This window comes from Bartonella sp. CL436QHHD (assembly GCF_042195105.1).
Taxonomy (GTDB): domain Bacteria; phylum Pseudomonadota; class Alphaproteobacteria; order Rhizobiales; family Rhizobiaceae; genus Bartonella.
The window spans coordinates 111,809-136,228 of record NZ_JBHINR010000001.1; the positions used below are offsets into that span (position 1 = coordinate 111,809).

Annotated in this window: 18 protein-coding genes; 10 read left to right on the top strand and 8 right to left on the bottom strand. The window is 37.6% G+C overall.

Annotated features, from left to right (window positions below; all coding sequences use genetic code 11):
* Positions 1-312 precede the first annotated feature (312 nt).
* Positions 313-1,245 carry a ribose-phosphate pyrophosphokinase gene (locus ACFIKN_RS00470; protein WP_273791232.1) on the top strand — a complete coding sequence of 311 codons (933 nt, stop codon included), beginning with the start codon at positions 313-315 and terminating at the stop codon, positions 1,243-1,245.
* On the opposite strand, the gene ACFIKN_RS00475 is transcribed toward ACFIKN_RS00470, so the two are convergent.
* Complete coding sequence (locus ACFIKN_RS00475; protein WP_273791233.1) at positions 1,242-2,741, bottom strand: ATP-binding protein; 1,500 nt, start codon at positions 2,739-2,741, stop codon at positions 1,242-1,244. The two genes, ACFIKN_RS00470 and ACFIKN_RS00475, sit on opposite strands and share 4 nt — an antisense overlap.
* Before the next feature lie 292 nt (positions 2,742-3,033).
* On the opposite strand from ACFIKN_RS00475, the gene ACFIKN_RS00480 reads away from it, so the two are divergent.
* Positions 3,034-3,663 (top strand): 50S ribosomal protein L25/general stress protein Ctc, encoded by a 630-nt coding sequence (locus ACFIKN_RS00480; protein ID WP_273791234.1) that lies wholly within the window; start codon positions 3,034-3,036, stop codon positions 3,661-3,663.
* Between the two features lie 76 nt (positions 3,664-3,739).
* Positions 3,740-4,366: an aminoacyl-tRNA hydrolase gene (gene pth, locus ACFIKN_RS00485; protein WP_375630837.1), complete on the top strand. Its 627-nt coding sequence runs from the start codon at positions 3,740-3,742 to the stop codon at positions 4,364-4,366.
* 190 nt (positions 4,367-4,556) lie between these two features.
* Here pth and ACFIKN_RS00490 read toward each other — a convergent pair whose 3' ends face one another.
* Entirely contained in the window at positions 4,557-5,300 is a 744-nt protein-coding gene (locus ACFIKN_RS00490; protein ID WP_273791236.1) for a L,D-transpeptidase, read from the bottom strand.
* Positions 5,301-5,566: 266 nt separating this feature from the next.
* On the opposite strand from ACFIKN_RS00490, the gene ychF reads away from it, so the two are divergent.
* Positions 5,567-6,670 (top strand): redox-regulated ATPase YchF, encoded by a 1,104-nt coding sequence (gene ychF, locus ACFIKN_RS00495; RefSeq protein WP_375630839.1) that lies wholly within the window; start codon positions 5,567-5,569, stop codon positions 6,668-6,670.
* Between the two features lie 159 nt (positions 6,671-6,829).
* Here ychF and ACFIKN_RS00500 read toward each other — a convergent pair whose 3' ends face one another.
* The 4 genes from ACFIKN_RS00500 to petA form a co-directional block, all read right to left on the bottom strand.
* A complete protein-coding gene (locus tag ACFIKN_RS00500) occupies positions 6,830-7,270 on the bottom strand; it encodes a PRC-barrel domain-containing protein (protein WP_273791238.1) in 441 nt (146 codons plus the stop codon).
* 110 nt (positions 7,271-7,380) lie between these two features.
* Positions 7,381-8,277 (bottom strand): cytochrome c1, encoded by an 897-nt coding sequence (locus ACFIKN_RS00505; protein WP_375657741.1) that lies wholly within the window; start codon positions 8,275-8,277, stop codon positions 7,381-7,383.
* Positions 8,271-9,524: a cytochrome bc complex cytochrome b subunit gene (locus tag ACFIKN_RS00510; RefSeq protein ID WP_375657742.1), complete on the bottom strand. Its 1,254-nt coding sequence runs from the start codon at positions 9,522-9,524 to the stop codon at positions 8,271-8,273. The genes ACFIKN_RS00505 and ACFIKN_RS00510 overlap by 7 nt, the downstream gene beginning before the upstream one ends.
* 4 nt (positions 9,525-9,528) lie before the next feature.
* Positions 9,529-10,077 carry a ubiquinol-cytochrome c reductase iron-sulfur subunit gene (petA, locus tag ACFIKN_RS00515; protein WP_273791241.1) on the bottom strand — a complete coding sequence of 183 codons (549 nt, stop codon included), beginning with the start codon at positions 10,075-10,077 and terminating at the stop codon, positions 9,529-9,531.
* Between the two features lie 724 nt (positions 10,078-10,801).
* Between petA and ACFIKN_RS00520 the strand changes: the two genes are divergently transcribed.
* Positions 10,802-11,278 carry a tRNA (cytidine(34)-2'-O)-methyltransferase gene (locus ACFIKN_RS00520; RefSeq protein ID WP_273791242.1) on the top strand — a complete coding sequence of 159 codons (477 nt, stop codon included), beginning with the start codon at positions 10,802-10,804 and terminating at the stop codon, positions 11,276-11,278.
* Between the two features lie 615 nt (positions 11,279-11,893).
* Here ACFIKN_RS00520 and ACFIKN_RS00525 read toward each other — a convergent pair.
* A complete protein-coding gene (locus ACFIKN_RS00525; RefSeq protein WP_375657743.1) occupies positions 11,894-13,147 on the bottom strand; it encodes a CCA tRNA nucleotidyltransferase in 1,254 nt (417 codons plus the stop codon).
* A 246-nt stretch (positions 13,148-13,393) separates the two neighbouring features.
* Here ACFIKN_RS00525 and ACFIKN_RS00530 point away from each other — a divergent pair, with 246 nt between their 5' ends.
* The 5 genes from ACFIKN_RS00530 to ACFIKN_RS00550 all read left to right on the top strand — a co-directional run bounded on the left by ACFIKN_RS00530 (position 13,394) and on the right by ACFIKN_RS00550 (position 21,744).
* A complete protein-coding gene (locus ACFIKN_RS00530) occupies positions 13,394-14,425 on the top strand; it encodes an AAA family ATPase (RefSeq protein ID WP_375637406.1) in 1,032 nt (343 codons plus the stop codon).
* Positions 14,426-15,337, top strand: coding sequence for a DUF58 domain-containing protein (locus ACFIKN_RS00535; RefSeq protein WP_375657744.1), 912 nt, complete (start codon positions 14,426-14,428; stop codon positions 15,335-15,337).
* A complete protein-coding gene (locus ACFIKN_RS00540; protein ID WP_375657745.1) occupies positions 15,334-18,132 on the top strand; it encodes a DUF4159 domain-containing protein in 2,799 nt (932 codons plus the stop codon). The genes ACFIKN_RS00535 and ACFIKN_RS00540 overlap by 4 nt, the downstream gene beginning before the upstream one ends.
* Positions 18,129-20,225, top strand: a complete 2,097-nt coding sequence (locus ACFIKN_RS00545; RefSeq protein WP_375657746.1) for a glutamine amidotransferase — start codon at positions 18,129-18,131, stop codon at positions 20,223-20,225. The genes ACFIKN_RS00540 and ACFIKN_RS00545 overlap by 4 nt, the downstream gene beginning before the upstream one ends.
* Positions 20,226-20,859: 634 nt before the next feature.
* The gene (locus ACFIKN_RS00550) at positions 20,860-21,744 is read left to right on the top strand and encodes a metallophosphoesterase family protein (protein ID WP_375630853.1); all 885 of its coding nucleotides are present in this window, start codon (positions 20,860-20,862) and stop codon (positions 21,742-21,744) included.
* 1,449 nt (positions 21,745-23,193) lie between these two features.
* On the opposite strand, the gene ACFIKN_RS00555 is transcribed toward ACFIKN_RS00550, so the two are convergent.
* Positions 23,194-24,018: an outer membrane protein gene (locus tag ACFIKN_RS00555; RefSeq protein WP_273791555.1), complete on the bottom strand. Its 825-nt coding sequence runs from the start codon at positions 24,016-24,018 to the stop codon at positions 23,194-23,196.
* Positions 24,019-24,420: the final 402 nt, after the last annotated feature.

Sequence of the window (24,420 nt, forward strand, 5' to 3'; positions counted from 1 at the left end):
AATTGAAGGCAAGATGATACTTCTTTTTATCACTCCCCTTCATTCATCTTAAATATGAAACATTCCCCATATTGAAAGCATTTTTATAAAGTAATAACCAAAAAGATTAATCAATATGTATTTCTTTGCCGCATGGAGAAAAAACTTTGCTCTAAAAGTAACAAACTTTTGGAAAAAGAGAAAACATACTGCATAGCTCTTTAATAATAATCGATAAAATTGTAAGGCTTTTGTAATTGTTCTCTTGCAATTTAATAAAAAGAAATTAAAAACCGTGTCGCATTCTCACCATGATGATTCAGAGGTTCTACTATGAAACTTTTCTGCGGAAATTCTAATCCACGCCTAGCTGAAGATGTTGCAAATTATTTGAACATCCCCTTAGGCAAAGCAACTGTAAAGCGCTTTGCTGATCAAGAAATTTTCGTAGAACTGCATGAAAATGTACGTGGCCAAGATGTTTTTGTTTTGCAATCTACATCCTATCCCGCAAATGATCATTTGATGGAATTACTCATCATGATTGATGCCCTTCGTCGTTCTTCTGCACGTCGTATTACAGCTGTTATCCCCTATTTTGGCTATGCCCGCCAAGATAGAAAACCAGGACCGCGGACTCCTATTTCTGCAAAACTTGTTGCCAACCTAATTACGGAAGCAGGGGCCCATCGTGTTTTAACATTGGACCTTCATGCAGGACAAATTCAAGGTTTTTTTGATATCCCTACGGATAATCTCTATGCTGTTCCTGTCATTTCTCGCGATGTCAAAGTGCATTATTCTCTTGAAAATGTTATCGTTGTTTCACCTGATGTGGGTGGTGTGGTTCGCGCGCGCGCGCTCGCCAAGCGCTTGAACAGTTTGCTCGCTATTGTGGATAAACGTCGCGAAAGCCCCGGTGAATCAGAAGTTATGAATATCATTGGAGATGTATCGGGAAAAGATTGCCTTCTGCTTGATGATATTGTTGATTCAGGTGGAACTTTATGCAATGCAGCAAGTGCTCTGCTTAAACATGGTGCCAATAGTGTCACGGCTTATATCACGCACGGTGTTCTTTCTGGTAATGCAATCGAACGAATTGCCAATTCAGAGATGAAAGAATTGGTTATTACAGATTCAATTATGCCAACACAAGCTATTGAGAAAACCCATAATATTCGTGTTTTGCCCATTGCCGACCTTATTGGAGAAGCAATAGCAAGGACAGCAGCAGAACAATCGGTTTCCAGCTTATTTGGTTAAAGTGGTTCCTTGGGGTCTCCCGGTGCTGTTTCAACACCAAGATCAGGAAATGCAACAATACGTTGACCACTAAAATGCGTATGAATAACAATAAGTCCACGCTCTTCAAAGTAGGTTAAAAGTCGGCGTGCACGGCTTAAAGAATGAGTTCCATAAAGACGTGCTAAAAATGCATCAGATGGACATGGCTTTCCCCCTAATGCGGCCTGTGCCACATTCAAGAAGACTCCTTGAACATCTTCTTCCAAACTTTCTGATATCTGCAAAATATGTTTCCAATGTTCACTGACAGCCGTTTGTTCATCAACAAAAGCCTGAGCAATAGCCAATTTACGCCGAAATTGTGAAAGATTAAAAGGAACCTTTGACATACCATGGATACGGCAACGAACTGAAAAATCTTGATAAAGCACCGCTGTTGAACGATAAAAAGCCTCAGAATCCTCAAGAATTTCCCGAATAATATGTTCTGCTTGGCCGTCACGCTCAACATCAGAAAGTTCAGGAAATAAACTCAGGTTTTCTTCCAACAGCTCTTGTTTTTTATGCACTACCTCCTCTAACATCTCGTGCATTGATTTTTCCCTCATCGGCTCTCGTGTTTGTTTAAATGGCGTTAAAATTTCCTCTGGTGAAGCAGTAAAAACGAGCTCTTGCACATCATCCCGCTCTGTTGGAAGTGGCATTAATTTAGGACTAGAAGAGCGTGCCAAAGTTTCAACAGAACCGATAATGATTGGTAAGGGACGTCGTGATAAAGCAGGGCCTAAAGCTATAAAATTTCCCCGTTCAAGATCTCTAAACATTTCCGCTTGGCGACGCTCCATTCCCAAAAGATCAGCAGCGCGCACCATATCAATATCTAAAAAAGTCCGCCCTATTAAAAAGTTTGAAGCTTCAGCAGCAACATTTTTGGCAAGCTTAGCCAAACGTTGTGTCGCAATAACACCAGCAAGACCACGTTTACGTCCTCGACACATAAGATTGGTCATAGCGCTCAAAGAAATTTTACGCGCTTCATCAGAAACTTCTCCTGCTGCAGTTGGAGCAAACAATTGCGCTTCATCGACAACGACAAGCATAGGATACCAATAATCACGTTCCACATCAAAAAGTGCCCCAAGGAAAGCCCCTACAGCACGCATCTGTTGTTCAGTATCCAAGCCTTCAAGATTAAATACCACTGAAACTCGATGTTGTCGAATGCGATGGGCAATACGAGTCAACTCTAATTCACTACGTTGAGCCTCTACAATAACATGACCAAATTTATCTGCCAAAGTTACAAAATCGCCTTCTGGATCAATTACACAATGCTGCACCCACTTAGCACTTTGCTCCAAAAGACGGCGTAAAAGATGTGATTTCCCTGAACCGGAATTACCTTGTACAAGAAGACGTGTCGCCAATAATTCTTCTAAGTCAAGAAGTGCTGGCATCGATTTATGCAAAGCACGATTCTCTGACATCTCACCCAAGGCAATCTCAACCTTCATAACATCTCCAGTGTTTGATTTTGAACATATCAGTGCCAGCACATATTGGTTGATTCTCCATCCACACCGCAATTTGTAACATTTCCTCCTTTTTAACGGTAGAAATCATCGATTTTTCCCACAACTCTTGCATCTATGAATAGTTTGAACTATAGAACAAACTTCTGCGTAGACACCCTTGGAGGCAACGTAGAATGGAGTGATCGCTGTTGGTTAGCGCATATCTTCATATCCATGCAAAAACTATTACTGTTTTTGAAGGATCTCCAATCATGTAAAAAGGACTTAAATTATGAGTAAAAGCTACACTCTTAAGGCCGAAAAACGCGAGCGGGTTGGTAAGGGGTCCTCCCGTGAACTTCGCCGCAACGGTCTTATTCCTGCTGTCATTTATGGTGAAAAACAACCACCCTTGGCAATAACAGTTCCCTATAAAGAAATTTTCTACAAAATTCATGCCGGTGGCTTTCGTACCACCATTGCAACGATTATTCTTGACAAGCAAAAAATTATGGTTTTGCCAAAAGATTATCAATTAGATCCCGTGCGTGACTTTCCCCTCCATGTAGACTTTTTACGCATTTCAGCAAAATCCGTTGTAGAAGTGAATATTCCTGTCCACTTCCTCAATGAAGATACGGCACCTGGACTTAAAAAGGGTGGTGTCCTCAATATTGTTCGGCACGAAATTGAATGTACAGCTCCAGCAAGTGCTATTCCTGAAGCTATTGAAATTGATCTCTCCAGCTACTCTATTGGTGATTCTATTCACATTTCAGCAGTGCAACTGCCAAAAGATGTGACTCCCATCATCCAAGATCGAGACTTTACCATTGCAACCATTGCAGCTCCTGCTGGCATGGATGTCAGCGATGAAACTTCTGAACAAGAAAATGATGAAGAAAACACGGAAACTTCATAAAACTCAAAAGGCGGGAATTTTTTCCGCCTTAATTTATGAGACATTACCCTTACTCATACTTTGACTGAAGATACACATGTGGCTTATTGCTGGTCTTGGCAATCCTGGTTTACAATATCAAAATAACCGCCATAATATCGGTTTTATGGCTGTTGATGCCATTTATCAGTCCTTCTCTTTTTCTCCATGGTCAAAGAAGTTTCAAGCAGAAATCTCCAATGGTTTCATAAGTAATGAGAAAATTTTTCTTATAAAACCACAAACTTTCATGAATCTTTCTGGTCAAGCTATTGGCGAAGCTTTGCGATTTTATAAATTAGATTTGAAGAATTTGATCATCATTTATGATGAGTTAGACCTGTCACCGGGAAAAGTTCGTATAAAAATTGGTGGAGGAAATAATGGGCATAATGGCATTAAGTCTATTGATGCCCATTGTGGTACTGACTATTGTCGGATACGCATAGGAATTGGTCATCCTGGAAGCAAAGAACTTGTTCATCAGCATGTTCTGGGAAATTTCACCAAATCTGATCAAGAATGGTTATCCCCTCTCTTAGAGGCAATTGCAAAAAATATTGCTCTCCTTATAAAAGATGAGAAATCCCTCTTTATGAATGAAGTTTCACAAACGATAAAAAACAATCAAAACCATTGGCTTGAGTGTCCCAGTCGCGTGAAGAATATGGATAAGAACTCTTAAAAAAAATCCTCTTATAAACTTTCTCAAAGGAAAAATCTGTTGGCAACGTGAGAAGCTAAAAAATAGAATCAGAATACAAGCTTGTATGCACTTTTGAAAAAGAAAGGCTTATTTTCTCTTTTAAGAAAAAGAGAAGATTGAACAGAAAACCAAAATACTTAAACAGCTCTCTCCAATCTTCTCCCCAAAATTAAAAAAATTCATTTGGCTGAATGGTCGACTGTAGCGGATCATAGCCATTTGATTGTTGACTATAAACTGTAGGAATACTCCTATTGTTTTGCAATACCACAACACGCGAACCAACGGGAACACGATCATAAAGATCGATAATATCTTGATTAAGCAAACGAATGCACCCACTTGAAATAGCACGCCCAATTGACCACGATTCGTGTGAACCATGAATACGGAAAAGTGTATCTTTCCCATTTTTGAACAAATAAAGTGCCCGCGCACCTAATGGATTATCGGGTCCTGGTGGCATGCCTTTCCCAAGATGTCCATAACGTTCTGGTTCTCGAGCCATCATAGCTGCAGTAGGAGCCCAATTTGGCCACCGACGCTTGCGCTGTATAACCCCCTCACCTTCAAATGCTAAACCTTCCTTACCGACCCCAATCCCATAACGCAAAGCTTTTCCATTTTCACCAATAAGGTAAAGAAAACACTCTTGCGTATCTACAACCAATGTTCCAGCTGGATAAGATGTATAATAAATCACTTCTTGTCGCCAATATTTTGGATCAATTGTCGCAAGATCAACAGCAGGTAACGAATAAGTCTCATTCGTTACAGGACCATACAAAGCCTGTATTTCTGGTGGAATGTATCGAACTTGTTGAAAAGAAACCGATGACATATCTGACTGATGTGTAGCACATCCAGCCAAAGCCAAAAGTGCTGCAATTAAAAAGGCACAACGAGATAACACTCTTCTATTTTCTCCGATTAATTATTTATGCAGATTTGCATACCATGAAAAACTTAGCACAATATTAACATTAATTCGAAGTTTTCTTATCCTTGAAACTAAGGAGAGAATTAAGATAAGAAGAACTAAGGTAAAAAAAGCAGATACCTGCTACTTTATACTTTTTTCTCACTTATCGCAAGGCAAGGACTATAACTCTTATGAAAATATGCTATAAAAAAGAAGCTTTATCTTGACTATAAAATCAAACGAAAAGAAAGACTCTCATGGGCTTTAAATGCGGTATTGTCGGATTACCTAATGTTGGGAAATCAACTCTTTTTAATGCATTAACAAAAACAGCCACTGCACAGGCTGCCAATTATCCTTTCTGTACCATTGAACCCAATACCGGTGAAGTTGCTGTTCCAGATTTACGAATGGAAAAAATTGCATCAATCGCTGGTTCAAAAGAAATGATTCCTACACGCATTAACTTCGTCGATATTGCGGGGCTTGTGCGAGGAGCTTCAAAAGGCGAAGGTTTAGGAAACAAATTTTTAGCCAATATTCGCGAAGTCGATGCCATTGTCCACGTTTTACGCTGTTTTCAAAATGAAGATATTACCCATGTAGAGGGACGTATTGATCCTGTTAGTGATGCAACAACGGTTGAAACCGAACTCATGCTTGCGGATCTTGAAAGTCTTGAGAGACGAATCATACAAATTCGTAAACGAGCAACCGGAAAAGACAAAGAAGCTCTCACAATTTTGCCTATTATGGAAAAAGCATTAAACATACTGCAACAGGGAAACCCTGTCCGGTTATTGCTCAAAGATATCTCTTCCGATGAACACCACATTCTTAAAAGCTTGAATCTTTTAACCTCCAAGCCTGTACTTTATGTTTGTAATGTAAGCGAAAATGACGCCGCTCATGGAAATAGCTTTACCCAAACAGTTGAAAAAATGGCAACAGAGCAAAATGCGCAAAGCATTATCATTTCTGCTTCTATCGAAGCGGAAATCACACAACTGAGTGATGCTGAAGCATCAGAATATCTCAATGCTTTAGGACTCTTTGAACCGAGTCTCAATCGCCTCATTCGCGCTGGTTACCATTTACTTGATCTCATTACTTACTTCACCTGTGGGCCTAAGGAAACACGAGCATGGACAATTACGCGTGGTACAAAAGCTCCCCAAGCAGCTGGCGTTATTCACTCAGATTTTGAGCGCGGTTTCATTCGTGCCCAAACCATCAGCTACAATGACTATATTGCTCTGGGTGGAGAAAGCGGTGCAAAAGAAGCAGGAAAAGCCCGCGATGAAGGAAAAGAATACATTGTGCAAGATGGCGATATCATGTTATTTAAACATAATACTTAAATCTTCACTCTGTCTTAATAGTTTATCTTGAAAACTTTGGTAATAGCTCCCTGGAATCTTGTCGCAAAAGCTCTCAAGAGTTTTTAGAACAAAAAGACTGTTGCTAGCATATGATTATGATAGCAACAGTTTTATCCATTAAAGAATGAAAATATAAAATTAGCGTGTCCAACGCCCTTCGTATTTAAATGTTGGAGCGTCCTTTAAAGAATCTTTTGTCGCATTTGTAATGAGTTTCCATTTACCATAATCATTTGTCATCTGGATTGTTTCTGGAGAAACGACCACATAACTCTCGCCTATGCCAAGAAAACCACCAACAGCAATAACAAATCCTGCAATATTATTTTCACGTAAAATAATATCTTTTACTTCACCAATATTTTCATCTTCTATATTATATACATTGGCGCCTATAAGACTGGAAGCTACAAAATCCGTTGCTAAAGGTGTCACATAACGCACAGACTTATCTATCCCCACCTGTACAATACCCGTCGAAGAGATCATTTCAGGTTTTGAAGGCACTTCAAAAGACTGAGCATAAGTACTAGAAACCATCAAAATTGACATAAGAGTAGTACATGCAATTTTTTTCATTTTAACATCTCCATTTTTACTTTGCTTTTACTTTATAAAACCTCAATGCATCATAAAAAGATTTGTTCCTTATGCTCTTTATACTCTATACTCTTTCGAGTCTTGTCGCTTTACCCTTTTCTCTTTATTTCGTCTTTTATTTCTTTCTCTAACTCTTTTTCTAAACCACACCAAATACGATTTTTAAAAATATAAACAAGCCCTGCAAAAATGATTAAAAATAAAATAACACGAAAACCGGTTTTTTTACGAATTTCCATATGAGGATCGGCAGCCCACATCAAAAAAGCAGAAACATCGCGCGCATAATGTTCAATGATTTCTGGAGTTCCATCTTCATAAGCAACCATACCATTACTCAAAGGAGGAGCCATCGTTAAAGAATTACCGGCAATAAAATAAGGATTATACCAATAACCATTCGCAATTTTTATCTCCTTCGGTGCCTTCTGATATCCTGTTAAAAGAGCTGTAATATAATCTGGACCAGCTGTATCATAATGAGTTAATACATCAGTAATTAAAGCAGGAAACGGCAAAGATACCCCACGTGCACGTGCCATCAATGACAAATCTGGAGGATAAGCACTATTCAAAATAAATCTTTCTTCTTCTTCATGTGAAAAGGGAGAAGGAAAATAATCCGTTGCAACCCCAGCACGTTTAAAAAATTTTCCTTCTCGATTAGGGCCATCGCGCACTTCATATTGCCCCGCCAAAGCTTTAATCTGTTCTTGATCATACCCTAGAGCTTTTAAATTGCGAAAAGCCACATATTTTAGCCCATGGCAGCTGGAACAAACTTGTTTATAAACCTTTAATCCGCGCCTCAATTGCGCCTTATCATAAAGCCCAAATGGACCTGAAAAACTCCATTCTTGTTTTTTAGGAACTTGTAAAGGAAAAGAAATAAATCCCTCTTCCTGATCAGAGTCATCACTCGCTAAACTCTGAGCAGAAAAGCTCATAGCAACAATAAAAATCAGTCCGACAAAAACATTTACCATAGTCTCTTTTTCTGTTTTAAATCTTGCATAATTGAAGAAGGAAGAGAACAATTTTTTTCAAACGCTGGCAAAATCGGCAAAATAACCAAAAAAAATATAAAATAATAAACAGTAGCCAATTGTGTCCATAAAAGAATTTTATCACTTATTTCTCTTGACCCCAACCAACCAAGAAAAACGACATCAATAACCAACGCCCAAAAGAAAATTTTATAAACAGGTCGATATCTTGCTGAACATATTTTAGAACGGTCTAACCATGGCACAAAAATTAAAATGCAAATCGAACTGACGAATAAAACAAAGCCCACAAAAGTTGAAGGGAAAATACCAATATCAAAAGTTATAGCACGAAGCATCGCATAAAAAGGCAAAAAATACCATTCTGGAACCACACGAAGAGGTACCTTTAAAGGATCTGCCACACTATAATTTTCAGCCTGCCCCATATAATCGGGCATATAAAACAAAAACCAGGCAAAGAAGATCAGAAAAACAGTAATAGCAAAAATATCTTTGATAAGCGCATAAGGCGAAAATGGAACTGTTTCCTTATCTGATTGTATAGCAAGACCCGTTGGATTACCTTGCCCAACACAATGGATTGCCCAAATATGCAGCCCCACAAAAAGAAGCAAAATAAATGATAAAACATAATGGAAAACATAAAAACGATTCAACGTTGGTTGTCCTACGCCATAACCACCCAGAAGTGTCTCATGCAACCATGTCCCCACCAAAGGTATCGTTTTAAAAAGCCCTGCAATCACTGAAGCCGCTGAAATAGACATCATCCCCCAAACAAGCACATAACCAAAAAATGCTATTGCCATCATGATGATATAAATAAAAATACCTGTAACCCATACCATTTCTCGCATGTTTTTATAAGAACCATAATAAAGTCCACGTGCCAAATGGATATAAACAGCAATAAAAAAAAACGAAGAGCCTACACAATGCCATGGACGAAAAAGCCAACCAAACTGCCCTTCACGCCGAAATCGTTCACTAGTTTCAAAAGCCAAATGAATATCTGGAACATAATGCATAGCCAAGACAATACCAGTCAAGAGCTGTGATAAAAGCATAATGGTCAAAATACCGCCAAATGTGTAAAAGTAATTAAGATTACGCGGAACAGGAAAAGTCACAAATGTATTATAAAAAAAACGAGGAAGAGGAAAACGCTTATCAAACCAACGAGCAAGAGCATTTTTAGGACAATAAGGAGGAAACCTTGTCATAACCTTATCCTATTTTGAGCAAAGTATCAGAAAGAAATTGGTAAGGTGGAATAGCCAAATTATAGTTAGCGGGGCCTGACCGCACTCTTCCAGCGGTATCATAAACAGACCCATGACAGGGACACAACCATCCTCCAAATTTACCCGATTGCCCAAGTGTTACACAGCCTAGATGCGTACAAAGATTAATAACAATCAGCCAATTTTCACGTCCTTTACCTGCTGAACGCGCAAAATCTGTTGCTTCTTTTTCACCTTCAAGATTAGGATTGCGCGCTTGACGATCTTTTAGAAGTCTCAATTCAGTAGCGCGCGCATCAGCAATTTCTTTTGCCGTACGATTTCGAATAACAACAGGCTGTCCTCGCCACTTTACCGTTACCGACATCCCCTCTTCAATACCAGAAAGATCAACCTCAACAGAGGAAGATGCCAAAACAGCTTCATCTGGACGCAACTGACGGATAAAAGGCCACGCAACCGCTCCCATTCCAACTGCTCCTGCAACAGCTGTTACCAAAAACAGAAAATCCCGCCTCGTTTGCTCACCCATGGACTTAACTTAAAGAGACACTTTGCTAAAACATTCTTTTACCATACCCTCTCCCATTGTACAATGCTTGATCATTCAGTTACCTCAACCATGAAAACATCCCCGTAAAAAACTCCTGCCATTTGTATGGTTTATACAAAAACTGTTTTATAATGATAATTCATCGTTTTACAGAGTGAATGAAATCCTGAAACACCGTAAGTTTCTTTCATTTCAAACCTATTCATATTAATCAATCAAAATTACTCCCCCACCCGTGAAAATCAGAGATAGCATGTAAATAAACACTTCTAAAGAAAGAAACATTGTCTTGTTATGACCATATCTCAGTAAATAAGTTGAGCTTATCGGTTATTTCTTTAACACATTTACAGCATCTCTCCCTTCCTCAATTCCAACTGGTTGCATGAGTATTTTTTTCGCTTCTGTTTTTGCATAAAAAGCATATTTTGTTGATTTTAATTAAAATGGATGATCTAACCGCATTAAATACCCCACTTTTCAACATAATGAGCCAATCCATTTCATGGATCGCTCAATAAAAGGAAGTCTCTAATAGGGAGCTTCTCTCTTATCCCAAACAGACCTGTATACATAACTTTTTCCCTGAAATTTAAAGGGAATAAAAATTAACCGTAAAAACATGTATTTCTCAAAGCATATTTTTCGAATAAATTGTGGTGCTTCTTTACAAAGTCGAAAGAAAAATCATATTACAGAGAACATGACACTTCATATAGCTCTTTTCCAACCTGATATTGCTGGTAATACTGGAACGATTTTACGTCTTAGCGCTTGCTTTGGTTTACATGTGCACATTATTGAACCTGCAGGCTTTAATCTGTCGGATCGTAATCTCAAACGCGCAGGATTGGATTATCTCGAATATGCTTCCTTAGAACGACACATTGATTGGCAACATTTTATAAGCTCCATGAAACACTTAAACCGCCGCCTGTTGCTTTTAAGTACAAAAGCAAAAACATGCTATACGCAGATATGCTATCAAAGAAATGATGTTTTACTTTTTGGTCGTGAAACAGCTGGCGTTCCCGATTATGTTCATGAAGCGGCCGATTACACATTGAAAATTCCCATGCAACCACAGGCACGCTCTCTAAATCTCGCCATGAGCGTAGCCATAACAACAGGAGAAGCATTACGCCAAATTGGTTATCATGAAAGAACCTGTAATCTATAAAAACACAACAATTCCACTAAAATTTTTAATAGAACGATAAAAATACATAAAATATGGTTTTAAATAATTAAAAAATATTTTTTATAGCGTATAATAAGTAATTAAAAGCGCATACGTTTCAATAATACTTTTGGAATAACTTACAGAATTCCTGTAAAAAAACATAAATTATTACGAAAAACAATATACAATATATAAAAAACAGTTAGAGCGTATAATGCCTATCATTTTCCAACAATTAAGTGCTGATAAAATAAACATTTCTTAGTGCCCATCATATCCATTTCATATCACCACCTATAAATGATTAAATACTCCTCCTAGTAAAAATCCATTAGACATCCCCCTCTTCATGCTCATACAAAGTACAAACAGCTATCACTATTCTCTTTATTCGTTCTCATTTTCGAGAATCCTTATCTTTGAGATGGTTCATAAGAGACATTTTTCCTCTCTGTAATCATTTTTCCTCACTTGTGACATCTAAGGCAATAATTTTGATTGATGTAATATGAACAGGTTTGAAATAACCTTACAATATTTGGAGCTCTTGTTTCACATGAAAAATTACTATTATAAATTAATATGTTGACTTAAAAAATATAAACAGAAATGTTATAAATCAATTTTTTCTAATAATACATGACGATCCATTAAAAATCCGCTTTCAACCCATATCATTTCTAACTCTTTAAGCTTTTTTCCTAAAAGTACACCTTTAGCAAAACCTTTCTTTATTAAATCGTTACCATTAATGGGAAAAGTTGGAATCTGCCATTTTTTGGCAAGCTGATGAAGCTTGACATAACCCTCTGCTTTTTGCAAAGCATCACTTTTTTCCAGATGATTAAGATGTGATGCAGCGACAGACAACGATAATTGATCTAAAACTGGCTGTCGTCCATGAAAATAAATCAGTTTTTGCACAAAATGATCAGAACAGTTTTGGTTTATTATTTCTAACTCTGCCCATTCTTTTAATCGCGTTCTTTCTTTATGGGAAAAATGCAAGCGCTGTGCCATTTCATGAAGACGTATGGGGTCAGGAGGAAGAAGGCTTTCTAGCCGTAATAATGGATCAACTTTCCAACCAAGAGTCTGTTCTGTCTTCACCAATGCGTGAATTGCATCAATGCCCCATCGTTCTGTTTCAGGAAAAATGAGTGCCAAAACTCTGCTTTGTCGCATCCATAAAAGAGCACGCGTTGGATCAAACGCCGCAAGAAGCTTTTTCATTTCTGCCCAAATACGTTCAGAAGAAAGTTTTTTTAAACCGTGTTTTAAACGAACACATGCCTTCAATCCTTGCACATCAGGTCGCCCTGCTCCATACCACGCAAAAAAGCGAAAAAACCGTAAAATACGCAAATAATCTTCGCAAATACGATCTTCTGCAACCCCAATAAAACGAACTGTTCGGCTAGCAATATCACTCAAACCTCCCACATCATCATAAAGATTGCCAGCAGCATCACAATAAAGCGCATTTATCGTAAAATCCCGCCGTTCAGCATCTTTTTTCCAATCACGACCAAATACCACTTTTGCATGACGACCATCTGTTTCAATATCGCAGCGAAGCGTTGTAACCTCATAAGAACATGAATGAGCAACTACTGTTATTGTACCAAAAGCAATCCCTGTAGGAATAGCTTTAAATCCTGCTTCTTCTACACGTGCAATAACCTGTTGCGGCAAACAGGTTGTTGCAATATCAATATCACTAATAGGCTGCTCTAGCAGTTGATTACGCACTGCTCCCCCTACAATACGCGCTTCTTCCCCCTCCAAAGACAAAACGCGAAGAAGTGTTTGGATATCACTTTGTTGTAACCACGCAACCTGTTTAAAGTTCTGTCTTATATTCACTCTTTAACCTTTCAAAAAAGTTGTCTTCACTGCTTTAAAGGACTCTCTTCATAAAACAAAATTTTTAAGACATCTCTTATAAAGCACGTCTATTCTTCCAAAGAAACTTTTCTCTTCTATATACGAATATGAAAAAAACGGCATATGATACTTCTTTTCTTCTCATTTTCTGTTACAAATAATAAGATATCCATTATCATGCAGAGAAAATTACCATTTTTGCGACAAACGCCTTAAGGAAGAAATATGAGTCAACATGATCCATCATCCAATTCTATAAAAAAGGTCAATATCAATCATGAGGCTCAAGTCATTATTGATGATATTGATACGGCACACAAAGAATTGGATATTTTACAACAAGAAATTGACAAAGTTATTTTTGGGCAAAATCAGGTAATCGAATATGCTTTAATCGCTATTTTTGCTGGTGGTCACGCCCTTCTTGTCGGTGCTCCAGGACTTGCAAAAACACGTCTTGTTGAAACATTGGGAACAGTCTTAGGGCTTGATGAAAAACGCATCCAATTCACTCCTGACTTAATGCCATCGGATATTATTGGTTCTGAAATTATGGATTCCGATAAAGACGGTAAACGTTCTTTTCGATACATTCAAGGTCCTATTTTTACGCAACTTCTCATGGCCGATGAAATCAATCGTGCTTCCCCACGGACACAGTCAGCCCTTTTACAAGCTATGCAAGAATATCATGTTACTGTTGCAGGTACCCGTTATGATTTGCCACAACCTTTTCATGTTCTTGCAACGCAAAATCCTCTCGAACAAGAAGGGACATATCCACTTCCTGAAGCACAACTGGATCGCTTTTTGATGCAAATCGATATTGACTATCCTGACCTCACAACAGAGCGACGGATTATTTTAGAAACAACAAAAGAAAAAAAAACAAATGCAAAACCAATTTTATCCGGCAAAAAATTGCAAAAAATTCAAAATATCGTTCGCAAAATGCCTCTTTCAGAAAATGTGATTGAAGCTATTTTAAAAATTGTCCGCTCATCTCGCCCTCATAAAGACAATAGCCTTGCTAATACTTATGTTTCTTGGGGACCTGGTCCACGGGCATCACAAGCCCTTTCACTTTGTGTTCGCGCCCGTGCTCTTTATTATGGACGCTTAGCCCCTTCACTTGATGATGTTGAAGCATTAGCCTATCCCGTATTACAACACCGCATGGCTCTTAATTTTTCTGCCCGTGCTGAAGATATAACCGTAAAAGATATTATCAATAACCTTGTGAAAGATGCTCTTTGAATGGCACTTGGCAAAAAAGTTTTACAAAAACCTCCATTGTCTCTGGCAAATGAACTGCATAAGGATACTGGCAAAATGCCATATTTCCTTTTGCAAGCGCGTCATATCGCTAATACACTGATAACCGGATGGCACAGACAACGTAAAAGCGGTAATGGGGAAAACTTTTGGCAATTTCGTCCCTATATGGAAGGAGAATCCATTACCCGCATTGATTGGCGTCGCTCAGCGCGTGATGAAAATACGTATCTGCGCGAAAACGAATGGCAAATGACACAAACCGTTTGGCTTTGTCCTGATCAGAGCGCATCAATGCATTACTGTTCACGCTTTTCTAAAATCTCTAAAGGTAATCATGCCATTATTCTTACCCTTACCTTGGCATCCCTTCTTGCACGCAGTGGCGAACATATTGCTATTCCCAACTTAATGTCCCCCACAATGACATCCAATGTCGTAGAACGAATAGCCTTTGCTTTAGAAAATCATTCAGATGAAAATTCATTTCCGGATTTTTCAACGATTACACGCTTTTCACATGTCGTTATAATGAGTGATTTTCTCGACTATCCTGAAAAAATCATCCAACATTTAACCGTTTTAACTACAAAACAGGTGACAGCTCATTTAATTGAAATTTCTGATCCCGCAGAAGAAAACTTTCCCTACACAGGTCACACAGAATTTTTGGATCCTGAAACGAAAGAGAAACATGTTTCCACTAAAGCAGAAGATCTTCGTAAGAGCTATTGTAAACTATATCACGCAAGGCGACAAGAATTGGTAAATTTTTGCGCACGCCAAGGATGGTCTTATCACGTTAGTACAACGGATCAACCTTTAACAGAGACCATTTTTCATCTTGCAAATACAATGAGCGACTCTCCATTGCAAAAAAGGAGGGCACTTTGAGTTTTGCTGCTCCCTTTCTGTTACTAGGGCTTTTGTTCCTACCGGTCATTTGGTGGCTGTTACGGATAACTCCTCCATCTCCGCGCAAAGAGCTTTTTCCCCCTTTTCGCTTCTTACCCAAACCAACTCATCAACAAGAAACAGCAAAACATACACCTTGGTGGTTGCTCTTGTTGCGTTTAACCATAGCGGCACTTGTTATCATAGCTCTAGCACGCCCCACTTGGAATCAAAAACCAATCAGCTTTTCTGGATCTCAACCCCTTGCACTCATTATTGATAATGGTTGGGCTTCTGTAAAAGAATGGAAAAAGCGCATCTCTATCACTGAAATGCTTCTTGCACAGGCAGAAAAACAGCAAAAAAATATTTATCTTGTTGCAACGGCTGAAAATGATATCTCCAATATAGAGCCCCAACCAGCCAAGATTATAAAACAGCATTTAATGCATTTGCAACCGCGTCCTTGGCCTGTCAACCGTGTGCATGCCTTCAAAAAACTCAGCGAAATAACCAAAGGAAAACCTCTTGATATTGCTTATTTGAGTGATGGATTACGAACAAATGAAGATGAGCAAGCTTTTGCTCATCTTGAAGAATTAAAACCTAGAAACTTCTTGTGGTATTTGACTGATATTTCCGATTTAACCGGCATAACATCCATAGAAAATAACAATGGAAACATGGGCGCGCGTATTATCCGCTCAACAACACACAGCAACACTCCCGCTATACTCAGCCTCTACGATTCAAATAATCAACTTCTCGGTCAATTTACGAACAATTTCTCTGAAGGAGAAACAACAGCACTTGTTCCTTTTAATGTACCACTTGAACTACGCAATGATATCGCTTGGATAAAAATAAACAATCAAAACCATGCTGCTGCAACCTTCTTGGTAGACAGCCATAACAGGATAAGCCGTGTTGCTCTTCTCTCACCAGATACCAATGAAATGGCACAGCCTTTACTTGCTCCATTTTATTACATTATCAAAGCCTTACAAGGTCATACACAGCTTATAACAGCCGGTGGAAGAGAACTTTCAACGGATATTGATCATTTGCTTAAACAAAATCCATCTGTTTTGATTATGGGTGACATTGTTAACATACCCCCAAAAGCAGAAAAAAAACTTTCTGATTTTGTGAATAAAGGGGGAACACTCATCCGCTTTGCAGGAGAAAAACTCAGTAGTGCAGAACATTACGATAACCTCCTTCCGATACCACTACGCCCAGGTCAACGTTCCCTTGGAAGTATTATGTCTTGGACAAAACCACAAAAGCTTGCCCCTTTTGCAAAAAATAGCTTTTTCTTTGATCTTCCTTTTCCAAAAGATGTCACTGTCTCGCGCCAAATCCTCGCAGAACCAACCCCAGATCTTTTTGAAAAAACGTGGCTTAGCCTTTCGGATGGAACTCCTCTTATTACCGCAGCAAAACGTGGTAAAGGAACCCTCATTCTTATTCATGTTGCTCCTGACCCAACATGGTCTAATCTTCCTCTTTCTGGCTTTTTTGCACAAATGCTGCAAAAATTAATCACATTAGGTTCTAACGAAAACACAAACCTAACACACAGAGAAAAAAGAACCGTGGTACAAAGCCCTTGGCGAACTATAGCCGTTGACGGACAATTACAAGTACCACCCTCTGATGTTGTTCCTTTGATCTTTGACTCTCAAAATCCACCCCATCCTTCCTACCATACTCCCCCAGGACTTTATGGTGTCAAAAACAATTTTTATGCACTCAATCTCTTAACTCATTCGTCGCACTTGATGAAACAATCATCATTGCCAACTTCTCTTAATAAAAGCCCTTTATCTTACGATACAAAAGAAAAAAATCTTATTGGTCCACTTTTAGGATTAGCCATCTTATTATTCGCCTTTGACAATTTTCTCATTTTATGGATGGGAGATATTTTTTCTTTCATGAAACGGCGTAATATGTTTCTCCTCCCCTTTATAAGTCTTATTGCCTTGTTTTCATATGATCCAACTCTTCATGCACAAACGAAAGAAAACCATCATGATAGTGTACAAGCTGCCGGCGCAACACATCTTGCCTATGTTATAACCAATAATCATGAAATTGATACAACGAGTAAAAGTGGTCTAGAAGCGTTAAGTCAATTTATCGCAGAGCGCACAATGCTTACCCTCGGCTCTGTTACAGCACTTGATCTCGATAAAGATGAACTCTCTTTTTATCCTCTTATTTACTGGCCAATTGATATTAAAAGTCCTATACCAACCCCCAAAAGCCTTGAAAAAATAAATAACTTTATGAAACATGGGGGAACAATTTTATTTGACACGCGCGATCAGATAAAGAGCAATCTTAATCTTGAAGGAGATGCCACTCCAGAAACGCAAAGATTACGAGATATCTTAAAAGAGTTAAATATTCCATCCATTGAGCCAGCATCAACAGATCATGTTGTTGCACGTTCTTTTTATATTATGCCAGATTTTCCTGGTCTCTACCGTGGTTCACCTTTATGGATTGAATCCTCCTCAACAAACAAAAAAAATAAAAATTCTCTTGCCAGCGGCGATAATGTAAGTTCTCTTCTCATTACTGCCAATAACTTTGCCGGTGCTTGGGCACTCGATGAAAAAGGGACATGGAAATATCCCCTTGTTCCCAATGATCCCATGCAACGTCTATGGGCATTTCGTGCAGGTTTAAATATTGTCCTTTATGTTCTTACAGGAAACTATAAAGCGGATCAAGTTCATGTTCCAGCACTCTTGGAACGCTTTAAAAGAGAAAGAAGGCAATGATATCATTTTTCACTTTTCAGCCTTTTTTACCACTCATTTGGATTCTGTTCTTAAGTGGAATATCGATTCTTTTTGTCGTTGTTGGTCTTGTTACGCAACGGCAAGGTTCTTTATTTCGTCTGATGGCATTAAGCGCCCTCATCCTTGCTTTGCTCAATCCAATGATCATAAAAGAACAGCGCGAACCACTGAAAAGCACAGTGGGAATTGTTATTGACCGCAGCAAAAGCCAAACATTTGGAACACGTACAAACGACAGTGATGAAGCGCGCGCGCAATTAACTCAAGCATTGGCGCATTATCCACAATTTGAACCACGCTTTATTGAAGCTGGAAAACTTGCTGATAATCAGTATGCGCCCTCAACGAATTTGTTTGAGGCTTTAACACAAGCAGTATCTGATGTACCGCTCTCTCGTTATGCAGGAACCATTTTTATCACCGATGGACAAGTGCATGACATTCCTGACCTATCAGACCTTCATCATGAAGCACCTCTCAATGCTCTGATTACAGGGCACTCAGAGGAATTTGATCGCCAAATTAAGTTTATCTCTCCTCCACGATTTGCCCTTGTCAACAAACCACAAACGCTCTCCATTTTGGTAGAAGATAAAGGCCCCACCAAAAAAACAATACCACAGAAAGCAAATATTACACTAAGCATCAATGGACAAGACATTGGCCATTATTCTGTGACTCCTGGCGTGATTTTTCAAACTGAAATTACCCTTCCTCATGCTGAAAAAAATATTATCCAAGTTATAACCGATCCACACAAAGGTGAACTAAGCTTTGAAAACAACCGCGCCATAACAATTATTGAAGGAATCAGAGAAAATTTACGCGTTCTTCTTATTTCAGGTGCTCCTTATAATGGAGAACGGACATGGCGAGACCTTTTGAAAGGTGACTCCAATATTGATCTTGTTCACTTTACTATTTTGCGTCCTCCCACCAAAGCAGATAATACGCCCTCAAGCCAATTATCCTTAGTGGTCTTTCCCACAAGAAAACTCTTTGTTGAAGAAATTAATAACTTTGATCTCATCATCCTTGATGGCTACCAGCACTCTACTGTTCTCCCCTTAATCTATTATGATTATATCGCCCAATATGTACAAAAGGGGGGTGCATTGTTGATGGTAACAGGACCTGAATTTGCCCAAAAAAACTCACTTGCGAAAACACCTTTAATAAGCATTTTACCGGCATTACCTAATGGAACTATTATTGAAAAACCTTTTCGCCCCACATTAACCAAAGAAGGTGAGCGCCATCCTGTCACAAGAGGTCTTGCAACACTTAACCTTCCAGATTCCCAATGGGGGCAATGGTTGAGACAAATTGCTATTCAAAACATAAATAACGGAATCGCCCTCATGAAAGGAGCCGATGAGCAACCACTTTTACTTCTCTCTCATGTTGATAAAGGACGTGTAGGCATGTTGCTTTCTGATGAAAGTTGGCTTTGGGCTCGAGGTTTCGAAGGCGGCGGTCCTTATGCTGCTCTTTATCGACGAATTGCTCATTGGCTCATGAAAGAACCAGAACTTGAAGAAGAAAAATTAAGTGCGACCAGCAGCCATCATCATTTAACAATTCGCCGCCAAACTCTAAAAGACCATCTAGAACCCGCTGAAATAATCTTTCCCTCTGGAAAAAAAGAAAATATTACTCTGACCAAAGAGCAAGAAGGCCTTTTTACTGCAACTGTGACCACTGATGAGACAGGAATTTTTACCATTAAAAATGGCGATTTAACAATACTTTCTTCTGTAGGGATGCTCGATAATCTTGAGTTGTTGGACTTGACTTCAACACAAGAAAAACTAGCCCCCATTATTAAGCACACAGGCGGCTACATCGGACGTTTACACCCTGAGGGAAAAGAAAACATTCATCTTCCTCCATTCAAGCTGATTCAATCAAAAACAAGTCCGTCCTCTTCCCCAGCACATTCAATTGTTCTGAAAGAAGCAACAGAAACCCGTTTAATCAATACCTTTTATTTTTCGATATTTTCTGGTTTTTTTGCATTGCTTGCTTGCCTTTTACTGTTGAGCAGCATGTGGTATTATGAAGGACGTTAAAAGGTTTGAGATTTCGTATAATAGTTTTAAAATTCAGCTTATCTTTTTACGTATTTACTTGTCTTTTATAATTAGATAACGTATTGATTTATAACTAAAAATACAGTATAATTCTCCTTATTTCAAATATCCTCATATTAAAAAAATAAAAAACATTCTCTTGCGTATTATTAGAAGAGATGCTGTATGGATAGAAACCATCGAAGAAAAGAATGAAATACCTCTTATGAATCCTTCTAAAGCAAGGATTTTCACAAAATTGGGGGAAAATAGTATGATGGTTTTTATTTGCACCTTGTATAAGCGTAGAGATGGTAGTGTACAGTAAGCCCTATATACTTCACAGAAGCTTTCTATTATAGCATCGAATACCGTCGTGAAATTAGCTCAAACGCATTGAGAAATGTTTTTTTTTACAAATATGTGAATGTACAACACAATGATATTCTATTGGGGATATTCTATTGGGGATATTCTATTGGGGATATTCTATTGGGGATATTCTATTTGGAACATTCCGCTTGAGGCGTTCTTTTTTGCAAGCTAATTTTTATTTTACAATCTTTCTTGCCTTTAAGCACTAACTTATCTTATGTTTATTCTTTAAATCGTTTTTAATACTCTACGAGCTTTTATGTTTTATCTTGCCCATATATCGGATGTACATCTTTCACCTCTCCCGCAACCTTCCCTCTTCGAACTTTCTGGGAAACGTCTTACCGGTTATCTGAATTGGCAAAAAAAACGTAAGAGTCAGATGGCAACAGACGTCCTAGAAACTTTAATAGATGCCTTGAACAAAACAAAACCTGATCACCTTGTGATCTCTGGTGATCTTGTAAATCTTGCTCTCGATAAGGAATTTGAACAAGCACGTCGTTGGCTACTTAACTTAGGACAACCTCAAGATATTTCTTTGACATTTGGAAATCACGATGCCTATGTCCGCGGCGCTTTCCAAAAAGCATGCACTCTCTTTAAACCTTGGATTACAGGTGACATCCCTCAAAAAAGCGTCTTTCCTTATATGCGCATTCGCAAAGATGTTGCCATCATAGCAGCTTCTTCAGCCATTGCGACACTGCCTTTTCAAGCTTCTGGTTATTTTGGTAAAATGCAAGCGCAAACTTTACCGCTCTTTTTAAAAGAAGCAGCACAGCGCAACCTTTTTCGTGTCGTCATGATTCACCATCCCCCTTTTCCCAATGCAACGTCTTGGCATAAAAAACTACGGGATATAAAACGTTTTCTAAACGTTATCAAATATCACGGTTGTGAACTTATTCTTCACGGACATACTCATTTACCCACATTGAATTACATTGAAGGACCAATTAAAAAAATTCCTATTGTTGGTGTTCCTTCCGCATCACAAGCTTTTGGTGATAAAAAACCACCCGCAGGCTTTAATTTATTTTCCATTGAACGCTTACAAAATCAATGGCATTGCCAATTACAACGTTATAGCATTATCAACCCCAAAAACGAGATTGCATGTACTGAAACAATTAATCTTTAAACACCTTCATAGTTGCCAAAACAACCAAAAACGAAAATATTTTTATTTCATATCCCTTTGGAAATCATAATTCTTATTTCCCTTTTTCTCCTTAAAAGACAAAGTTTCACCTTCTCTGTTAATAGATCAATTTTTCTCAGAGAATTCCATCTGCTGCCCCACTTATGTAACGAGCTTTTTACAAGCTTATTGGTTTTCTTCCTTCCCGCCCTAAAGGACGAAAATTCTACCCCATCTGATTTATAAATAATCCGGATTCTTGTCGCACGGGTTCCAGCTGCTAATTGCGCATGTGATTTACTTCACAAAGCTCTACACATAAACCCTGCTTTAAATTTCATCATACACTCCTCCAAAAGCATCTAATGCGTAAAATCCTTATAATATTACAATGATGATATTTTATAGAATAATAGAGAAGCTCATTCAGCTTCTATACCTGAAAATAGATGACTAAAAAAGCCAAATAATAACTAAAGTATATAATTTAAATAACCCAACCTACTTGTGATTTATAAACAAATAATGTTGATTGATTTATCGTAAATAGATTTGAAATAATCCCTTACTATTTCACTCGATATTTATTATCGTACATTTAAAAAAATATAAAAAATAATAGATTATATTTCGATAACAGATATAGGTAATAATGTTTTTTATGTCTCGATAAATTCCTAATTTGCTATCTATTTTTTTCTATAAATAAATTTATAATACTCTTTATAATTATTTTATTATTATAAATTATTATTTATAATATCACATAAAATATCTAATAATAAAAATTATAATATGAATTTTTATTATTATTGAGTTATATTGCGGATGTAGTTTTATGTGCTTTAGAATTTTTTTGCGATCTTTTTGTTATTAAATAAAATATTTTACGATAACGCAAAACAGAAAAGTCGATTGTATCAGAGGTCTTTCAAATAAAACAAAACACCATTAAGTTGCCAATTTATGTGTTGGTTTAAAAAAGCATCTTTTACAGCACCCAAACTCATTTCCCGACGGCACCTATGAATGATGTAATGATAAGTCCATTTAGCATCACCATCTTTACGTTTATGGAAAAGCAAGCTAGTATCAAATCTCAGACTTTGCCAATCCCCAATGTAGCGACAGCTTTTGGCACTTAAGATGATTCATAAGAGGCATTTTTATTCTTTCTTTAATGTTGTTTATCTCACTGCTCTCCCTCCTTTTGACGTACAAAAGACGCGGTTTTGATTGGTCAACATGGTATAGGTTTAAAATGAGAAAATCTTATGATCCTTGGATCTCTCACTCAACATGACAAAAAGTAAATTATATTTATAAATCAACGTATTGTTCGAATAAAATAGTAGCTCTTTTGAGTGAAGAATATTTTCCAGCGCATATCTGAAAAATAAAAGCCTCATTCGAAAATGAGACTTTTGAATTGTTTAATTCTGCAAAAAATTAAAATTTATAAGCTACACCCACGCGGAAATCATTTGTTTTGTAGCCCATTTCAAATTTATCCTGTATGAACTTTTTTTTGCCAAAATCTGAATAACGATATTCTGCACGCACAATAACATTATCAGTCATTGCAAAATCAATACCACCTCCAAGGGTGTAACCAATCATGGTCTTTTTTTCATCATGCAACCAATCAGAAAAATCAACTTCTCCATTTTTGCTATCAGTAACTAACCCAAAAATATTCTGAAGCTGCGTATAAGCAACCCCTCCGGAAATATAAGGCATCATACGCTCAATCGCAAAACCAACTCTCACCCGTGTAGCACCAGCCCATTTTTGTTTTAAGGTATGACGTACAGCTTTAATACGCCTTGTTGAATCATTCTCATGCAAATCTCTTGTTAGACTTTTTTCTTCTGTAGGTTGTGGTTTTTCTTCAGTTGGACTTTTTTCCGGTAGATCGACATCTTTAGAATCCTTTTTACCAGACCACATAATATCCGTATCAATACCTATAATAAAACTATTATCGATATCAATATTGGAACCTGCATAAACTCCCCCTATAAAACCAGAAAGTTTAGGTAAATTCTCCTTTCCAATTGGATTCCATATCCTTGTCTCATCTTTTAAATAACTTGCAGTTGTTTTACCTGAAAAGTTACCAATCTGTCCTCCAAGATAAAATCCTGTCCAAGAAAAAGCAGGCGCTGCAATAACAGGAACAGGCTGTTCAGGAATAGCGATATCCGACGCCTGTACTACAGAAATTGAAATTAAAGAAAATATAGATGTTGAGGCTAAATACTTTGTAATCATAATTGCTCCCCTAAAAGCTAATGTGATACATAAATAATAATAAATCGTTTCACACTTTTTTCAAAAAATCTATAGCAAAAATGACACAGTTGAAAAATTAAAATCTTATTTATAATTTCCTAAAACTATTAATCTATAGTAGCTTTTATAGCTTCATATTGATCATTATTATCCAGAATTATATAAATAATTATAATATCAATTTTTTGAAAATAATGAGATAAGGCTCATAAAGCATATCATTCACTAAACTAGTCACTCATCGCTTTTTGTATAAAGAATAATACCTAGAATAGCACATTTAACAGAGAAATTTTTTCATCACACTTGAAAAACCACTAGAGAACTTCACTCTAACCCTCTCAAGCGTGTAATGAAATAAAAGACAAAAATTAATATAAA

Coding starts and splice junctions, on each gene's coding strand:
- ACFIKN_RS00535 (WP_375657744.1), top strand. CDS start 14,426: ATGGCACTTGGCAAAAAAGTTTTACAAAAACCTCCATTGTCTCTGGCA.
- ACFIKN_RS00510 (WP_375657742.1), bottom strand. CDS start 9,524: ATGACAAGGTTTCCTCCTTATTGTCCTAAAAATGCTCTTGCTCGTTGG.
- ACFIKN_RS00520 (WP_273791242.1), top strand. CDS start 10,802: ATGACACTTCATATAGCTCTTTTCCAACCTGATATTGCTGGTAATACT.
- pth (WP_375630837.1), top strand. CDS start 3,740: ATGTGGCTTATTGCTGGTCTTGGCAATCCTGGTTTACAATATCAAAAT.
- ACFIKN_RS00505 (WP_375657741.1), bottom strand. CDS start 8,277: ATGGTAAATGTTTTTGTCGGACTGATTTTTATTGTTGCTATGAGCTTT.
- ACFIKN_RS00530 (WP_375637406.1), top strand. CDS start 13,394: ATGAGTCAACATGATCCATCATCCAATTCTATAAAAAAGGTCAATATC.
- ACFIKN_RS00555 (WP_273791555.1), bottom strand. CDS start 24,018: ATGATTACAAAGTATTTAGCCTCAACATCTATATTTTCTTTAATTTCA.
- ychF (WP_375630839.1), top strand. CDS start 5,567: ATGGGCTTTAAATGCGGTATTGTCGGATTACCTAATGTTGGGAAATCA.
- ACFIKN_RS00470 (WP_273791232.1), top strand. CDS start 313: ATGAAACTTTTCTGCGGAAATTCTAATCCACGCCTAGCTGAAGATGTT.
- petA (WP_273791241.1), bottom strand. CDS start 10,077: ATGGGTGAGCAAACGAGGCGGGATTTTCTGTTTTTGGTAACAGCTGTT.
- ACFIKN_RS00480 (WP_273791234.1), top strand. CDS start 3,034: ATGAGTAAAAGCTACACTCTTAAGGCCGAAAAACGCGAGCGGGTTGGT.
- ACFIKN_RS00500 (WP_273791238.1), bottom strand. CDS start 7,270: ATGAAAAAAATTGCATGTACTACTCTTATGTCAATTTTGATGGTTTCT.
- ACFIKN_RS00545 (WP_375657746.1), top strand. CDS start 18,129: ATGATATCATTTTTCACTTTTCAGCCTTTTTTACCACTCATTTGGATT.
- ACFIKN_RS00475 (WP_273791233.1), bottom strand. CDS start 2,741: ATGAAGGTTGAGATTGCCTTGGGTGAGATGTCAGAGAATCGTGCTTTG.
- ACFIKN_RS00550 (WP_375630853.1), top strand. CDS start 20,860: ATGTTTTATCTTGCCCATATATCGGATGTACATCTTTCACCTCTCCCG.